This window comes from Streptomyces sp. NPDC005181, assembly GCF_040608395.1.
In the GTDB taxonomy this organism is placed as follows: domain Bacteria; phylum Actinomycetota; class Actinomycetes; order Streptomycetales; family Streptomycetaceae; genus Streptomyces.
The window spans coordinates 1-5451 of sequence record NZ_JBEXID010000187.1 but is presented as its reverse complement, the minus strand read 5'-3'; the positions used below and the strand labels follow the sequence as shown (position 1 = coordinate 5451).

At 68.7% G+C, this 5451-nt stretch carries 7 protein-coding genes and 2 pseudogenes; 7 read left to right on the top strand and 2 right to left on the bottom strand.

The genetic code is table 11. The features are described 5' to 3' along the window. Positions 1–199 precede the first annotated feature (199 nt). Entirely contained in the window at positions 200–826 is a 627-nt protein-coding gene (locus ABZV38_RS39415; RefSeq protein WP_356333673.1) for an SDR family NAD(P)-dependent oxidoreductase, read from the top strand. 184 nt (positions 827–1010) lie between these two features. Next, positions 1011–1292 (top strand): hypothetical protein, encoded by a 282-nt coding sequence (locus ABZV38_RS39410; RefSeq protein WP_356333669.1) that lies wholly within the window; start codon positions 1011–1013, stop codon positions 1290–1292. 64 nt (positions 1293–1356) lie between these two features. Here ABZV38_RS39410 and ABZV38_RS39405 read toward each other — a convergent pair. Together ABZV38_RS39405 and ABZV38_RS39400 are read right to left on the bottom strand one after the other, a co-directional pair. Continuing rightward, a pseudogene (locus tag ABZV38_RS39405) lies at positions 1357–1440 on the bottom strand (hypothetical protein); the annotation flags it as partial. A gap of 107 nt (positions 1441–1547) precedes the next feature. After that, a complete protein-coding gene (locus ABZV38_RS39400) occupies positions 1548–2018 on the bottom strand; it encodes a helix-turn-helix domain-containing protein (RefSeq protein WP_356333667.1) in 471 nt (156 codons plus the stop codon). 401 nt (positions 2019–2419) lie between these two features. On the opposite strand from ABZV38_RS39400, the gene ABZV38_RS39395 reads away from it, so the two are divergent. The 5 genes and pseudogenes from ABZV38_RS39395 to ABZV38_RS39375 all read left to right on the top strand — a co-directional run bounded on the left by ABZV38_RS39395 (position 2420) and on the right by ABZV38_RS39375 (position 5336). After that, complete coding sequence (locus tag ABZV38_RS39395) at positions 2420–3259, top strand: enoyl-CoA hydratase/isomerase family protein (protein ID WP_356333665.1); 840 nt, start codon at positions 2420–2422, stop codon at positions 3257–3259. A 37-nt stretch (positions 3260–3296) separates the two neighbouring features. After that, positions 3297–3722 carry a PAS domain S-box protein gene (locus ABZV38_RS39390; RefSeq protein WP_356333663.1) on the top strand — a complete coding sequence of 142 codons (426 nt, stop codon included), beginning with the start codon at positions 3297–3299 and terminating at the stop codon, positions 3720–3722. Between the two features lie 183 nt (positions 3723–3905). Further along, on the top strand, positions 3906–4325 hold the full coding sequence (locus ABZV38_RS39385; protein ID WP_356333661.1) for a hypothetical protein: 420 nt from the start codon (positions 3906–3908) through the stop codon (positions 4323–4325). Between the two features lie 195 nt (positions 4326–4520). Continuing rightward, positions 4521–5021 (top strand): annotated as a pseudogene (locus tag ABZV38_RS39380) (site-specific integrase); the annotation flags it as partial. A 72-nt stretch (positions 5022–5093) separates the two neighbouring features. After that, positions 5094–5336: a GH36 C-terminal domain-containing protein gene (locus ABZV38_RS39375; RefSeq protein ID WP_356333671.1), complete on the top strand. Its 243-nt coding sequence runs from the start codon at positions 5094–5096 to the stop codon at positions 5334–5336. Positions 5337–5451: the final 115 nt, after the last annotated feature.

The following is a 5451-nucleotide window of genomic DNA, read 5'->3' as shown; positions in this document are numbered from 1 at the left end:
TCATCGAGGTCGAGTACAACCGCACCAGGCTCCGCAAGCACCCCGAGTTCGGGTACCTCACCCCACTCGAAACCCGAGCCAGGCTGCAGCACGACTTCACCCCCGCAGCGTAAGCACTAGCTGTCCAAGATCAGGGGGGAACTTCAGTCGCCCTGGTCACGGGGGCCAACCGTGGCATCGGCCGGCGTTCGCCCGTGCGCTGCTCGAGCACGGCGCGGCCAAGATCTACGCAGGCGTCCGTGATCCGGCCACGGCCGCCGATCAGGACGTCACCCCGCTGCGTCTGGATGTGACCAAGCCCGAGGAGATCGCCGAGGCCGCCGCGGTCGCGGGTGACGTCACCATCGTGATCAACAACGCGGGCATCGCAAGCACAGGCACCGGACTCCTGGAGGGCGCCTTCGACGGTGCGCGCCGGGCGATGGAGGTCAACTACTTCGGCACCTGGGCCGTCTCCCGGGCGTTCGCCCCGATCCTCGCCCGCAACGGCGGCGGCGCACTGGTGAACATGCTGTCGCTGGCGTCCTGGGTCGGGCAGCCTCTGTTCCCCGGCTATGCCGCCGCCAAGGCAGCACAGTGGTCCCTGACGGACGCATTGCGGCAGGGCCTGCGCGAGCAGGGCACCTTGGTGATCGGGGTCCACGCCGGTTTCGTGGACACCGACCTCGGCGCCTGGACGGACGCGCCGAAGATCAGCGCGGCCGACGTGGCCGAGCAGACCCTTAAGGCCCTGGCCAACGACCAAGTCGAAGTCCACGCCGACGAGAAGACCAGGCGGGTCAAGGCCGCCCTGTCGCAGCCTCTCAACCCCCAACCCCGCGCGTGAAGCGCCGCCCTTACGGCACCGGACGGCGCGCACGCGCACGGCCGGGCTCCCGGTGGGCCTCGCCCCGGGGGACAGAAGAAGAAATGACCGATGGACAGTTCTGCACACACGACGCTCACCGCCGCCCCGACGGCATTCCAGATGGCCGGCGCGGCGATCGCCCCGCTGGATTGCGCGGGGGACGGTGGTCGGGTGGACGCAGGCCGCACAGCAGCTGGTCGGTTATGCGGCCGCGTACGTGGCGGGCCGCTCCGCCGCCTTCCTGCTGGCGGCTGCCGGGGACCGGGCGAAAGCATCAGCGTTCTCGGAGCAGGGCAGTGCCCTCTCCCGCTGGTCCGGCTTCACCACGCTCCGCCACTGCGACGGCCGCGGCATCGACGTACGCCTGTGGATGCAGGCGCGGCGGCCGCGCAGTCGCTCCCGGCCGTGCCACACCTGCCGAGCCGCCTGCCCGTCGGTGTCGTGATCCGCGACACCCAGCTGCGCTGCACCTGGGCGAACGACACCCAAGGCATCAAGGAGTCGTGGTCGCGGGCCTCGATCAGGCCGTCGGTGCAGAGGGCCAGCACGCTGTGCTCGGGCACTTCCAGGGTGACGGACTCGAAGGGGACCAGGCCGACGCCACTGCACCTGAGGCAGTCTCATCCGCCTGAAGGACCCGTCGCAACCCACCCGCGGTGAGACGTCACACCCACAGAGAGCCCCGGACGGCGACTCCCGATCAGGCCCTGGCGGCCGTGTCCGCGAGCATGACGACGTCCGTGACGGGCACTTCGTGACCGTCGTCGTCGAGGAACCCGACATGGACGGGCCGGTTCGTGTCGCGCACCCGCCGGAGCGCGGAGGGGCCCGAGCGGCGCGGTCGGTGGCGGTCGCCCCACTGCTGGAGCGCAACCAGCACCACCCGCAGGTCGTCCCCGGCCGCAGTCAGGTGGTAGCTCTGCCGAGGCCGGCTGCCCGGCTCCTGGTAGGTCTGCGTGTGCAGCACGCCCGCCTCGACCAGCAGCTTGAGCCGAGCGCTGAGCAAGTTGGAGGCGATGCCCAGGGACGACTGGATCTCGGCGAACTTGTGCTTGCCGGCGAAAACCTCCCGGAGCACGAGCAAGGACCAGCGCTCGCCGAGAATCTGCAGGCTCCGCTCGATGGAGCAGGCCGGCTCGTCATCCGCGAGACCTGACAACTGTCTCGACACTTCCCACCTCCCACGTGGTGCCGGGTTCCGTATGCCCCCACCTGCTGCACAGTGTACCAGCTGAGTTTTCTCCTGCAATTCAGGCACGGCCGGCACATCTAGCTTGCATATCTAAAGTCAGATGTTAGTGTGGCTCCAGCGAGCAAGGCCCCCATATCGGAGTCGTTCGCAAACACCGGGTGGACCGACGCCGCCAGGCCGACCGCGGCGAAATGCGCCACGGCGCGGCTTCCGACTCGTCGCACCGCCTGACGACCGGCCTCCGGCGGTGGCGCCCCGCCCCCGTCGAAGCGGAACCCGGGCCCACCCGCCACCCCCGAGGCAGCACACCGGCACAAGCAAGCAGTGGCGACACAATCCCCTCTGGCTTGCAATTTTAAATTCTGAAGGTAAGGGATGACATGACTGAATCGGCAGCGACTGTCCGCATCATCGAAGAGACCCCCGCCTACTGGCGGGCCGTGTTCGACAACCCGCCCCTGAACGTGGTCGACCGCACCGTGTTCGAGGGCCTGCAAAATCTGCTCGCGCGGATGGACGCCAGCCCGGACCTCCGCGTCGTCGTCTTCGAGAGCGCGAACCTGGACTTCTACCTCGCCCACTTCGACATGTCCGGCAGATCGGGGAGCATCGCCAAGGCCGTCGGCCCCTCCGGCGTAGCCATCCCCACGGACACTCTCGTCCGCCTCACCAAGTCCCCCGTGGTGAGTATCGCGAAGATCCGCGGCCGTGTCCGCGGCGTGGGCAGCGAATTCGTCCTCGCCTGCGACATGCGCTTCGCCTCCAGTGAGAACGCCGTCCTCGGTCAGCCCGAGGTCGGCGCGGGAGTCATCCCCGGGGGCGGTGGCACGGAACGTCTTCCCCTGCTGACCGGCCGCGGCCGTGCGCTGGAAATCATCCTCGGCGCGGACGACTTCGACGGCGACACCGCCGAACGCTACGGCTGGGTCAACCGGTCCCTTCCGGACAGCGACTTGGACGGCTTCGTCGACACACTCGCACGGCGCATCGCCTCGTTCGACCGGCGCCCGATCGAAACAGCGAAGAACCTGGTCAACCAGGTCTCCCTGCCCCCCGTCGACAGGCTCCTCGACGGCCGCAACGCCTTCGCGGCAACCCTTGCCTGGCCCGAAACCCAGCACCGCGTCGCCGCCCTGTTCAAGCGCGGAATGCAGCAGGAAGGGGACCTGGAAAACCGATTCGGCGCACACCTCGCCACCCTGCTCGACGACCAAGCCTGACCGTCGACACCGGCTCCAACACAGAAGGAAAAGACCGATGGACAGTTCTACACAAACAGCGATCACCCCAGATCAGGCGGCTTTCCAGACAGCCGGTGCGGCGATTGCCCTGCTGCATGCGAAGGGGACGGTGACCAGGCGGACGCAGGCCGCCCAGCGGCTGGTCGGCTACTCGGCCGCAGAAGTGGTGGGCCGTTCCGCCGCCCTGCTGACGGCTGTTGAAGACCGGGCGGAAGCAGCAGCCCTGGCGGACAACCGTGCCCCCTCCCGCTGGTCCGGCTTCACCACAGTCCGGCACCGCGACGGCCACAGGACCAACGTGCGCCTGTGGGTGCAGTCGCTGTCCGGACAAGACGGCCGGGCCCGGTGGATCGTGCCGGCGACCGACAAGGCCACGCTTCCCTCGCGGCCTGCGCACAGATCGACGGCGCAGTCCCTTCCAACTGCGCTGCACATGCTGTGATGAGCCTCACCGCAAACACGAGGCACCCCTCAAGTGCGCTGCGCAGAGCCGAACATGAGGACCCCCTCCGGATGGTCCCGTAGCTCGACACCCGGTTGATTCGGAATTTCCGGATCACAGATCACGGACATTGGCGGCGACCGCCTGGTCGGCGGAATCGCTGCACCTCACAAGGAGATGACTATGAACAGGTTGGTCAGGCGCGTCTCGATCGCCCTCGCCTCTACGGCGATGGCGGGCGGAGCCCTTCTCGGAGCCGGCGGCTCGGCGTCAGCGGCGGCTTCGAAGCCCGCGGAGCACACCCAGTCCTCGATCGCCGCCTTCGGGACCGACGGCGCACGTGACGGCTACCGCGCGGACGGGTACGGAAGCGGCTACCACGGGGAACGGGACGACGGGCGGGACGGGCACCGTGGCTGGTACCCGGACGACGACCGCCGAGGCCGCCACCACGGCCCGCACCACCACCGCAAGTGGGAAGAGCGTTGGGACGGTCGACACCCGTACGTCTGGGACGGGGACCGGTGGGTCGAAGTGACGTCGTGGCGCGGCATCGGTGTCGACCGCTGGTACCTGGACCAGCTCGTGCTGGTCCAGCACTGACACGGCTGCAGGCCATCGCGGTCATCCGACGGGCAAGGACACGGCCCAGGAGACTGCGTCCTTGCCCCGCCGGATGACCGCTCACCGGCCGACATCGAGCCCGGGCCGATGAGATCGCTTCCCGGTAGAACCGGGTACACACAGAAACCGCATGTGCCGCTTCCGCCCTCCAACGCTCCCGACTGCGCTACACCCCACACCCACTACACCGCCGACGCCCAGCCCTACCTCATCCCCAGCCCCGGACGAAAGAAACTCGCCGCACCGCCAAGGATGTCCGCACCTGGCTCAACCAGCTCCGCACCACCTGCCAATGCTGCACCCGAGGCCTCGACACTGCCCGCGACCAGCACCTCTGCTGCGCTGCCGGGAAGTGCTGCTCCAAGCGGCTTTCACCGCTGCCCCTGGCCTACGTCCACTCCGTGTTCAAGTCCCCCCTGGAGCACGCGGTGGCGCGAGGAGGAGATCCCGCGCAACGTCGCCCGCAACGTCCGCACCGGTACACCCCGGCCCCGCCGCTTCGAACCGCTCACCGCTGAGGAAGCACGCGAGTTCCTGGCCGGCGGAACCGCCAGCATCCGACGTACCCTCCAGCGCACCAACTCCGGCGGTCTGACCGCCCTCCCGACCAAGACCCAGAGTTCCGAACGGAGCATCGCCCTGCCAACGCCGTGCCTCCGCTCCCTCGAACAGCACGCCACTAACCTCAACAACCCCAGTTACACCGTTGATTGGACAGTCCCCGACCCGGGCCAGCCCCGCTGCGCCGTGCAGTACACCGCTGCCGATGCCGACACTGTGGTCGTCCTCGCCTGGCACACCGGCCGACTCGACGGCACCGGCCTGCTGCCGTCCCGCCCGGTACGGCTGCCGCTCACCGGCATCGACCCGGCCAGCGTCTACCGGCACGGCGAACAGCGCTACTCCGGCAGCCACCTCACCGCCGTCGGCCTGCCCGTGCAGTGGACCGCCGAGCACGACACCGAACTCGTTGTGCTGCAGCGCGTCTGACGCCGTCCGCTCCCCATCCGGGCCGGCCCAACATCACGACGCCGTGGCGCGTAACCGCGCCACCGCGAGAAAAAGAGTTTGGGAATAGGGAAATCGGAAGAGGGTGGTGTTGGGG

Coding starts and splice junctions, on each gene's coding strand:
- ABZV38_RS39390 (WP_356333663.1), top strand. CDS start 3,297: ATGGACAGTTCTACACAAACAGCGATCACCCCAGATCAGGCGGCTTTC.
- ABZV38_RS39385 (WP_356333661.1), top strand. CDS start 3,906: ATGAACAGGTTGGTCAGGCGCGTCTCGATCGCCCTCGCCTCTACGGCG.
- ABZV38_RS39395 (WP_356333665.1), top strand. CDS start 2,420: ATGACTGAATCGGCAGCGACTGTCCGCATCATCGAAGAGACCCCCGCC.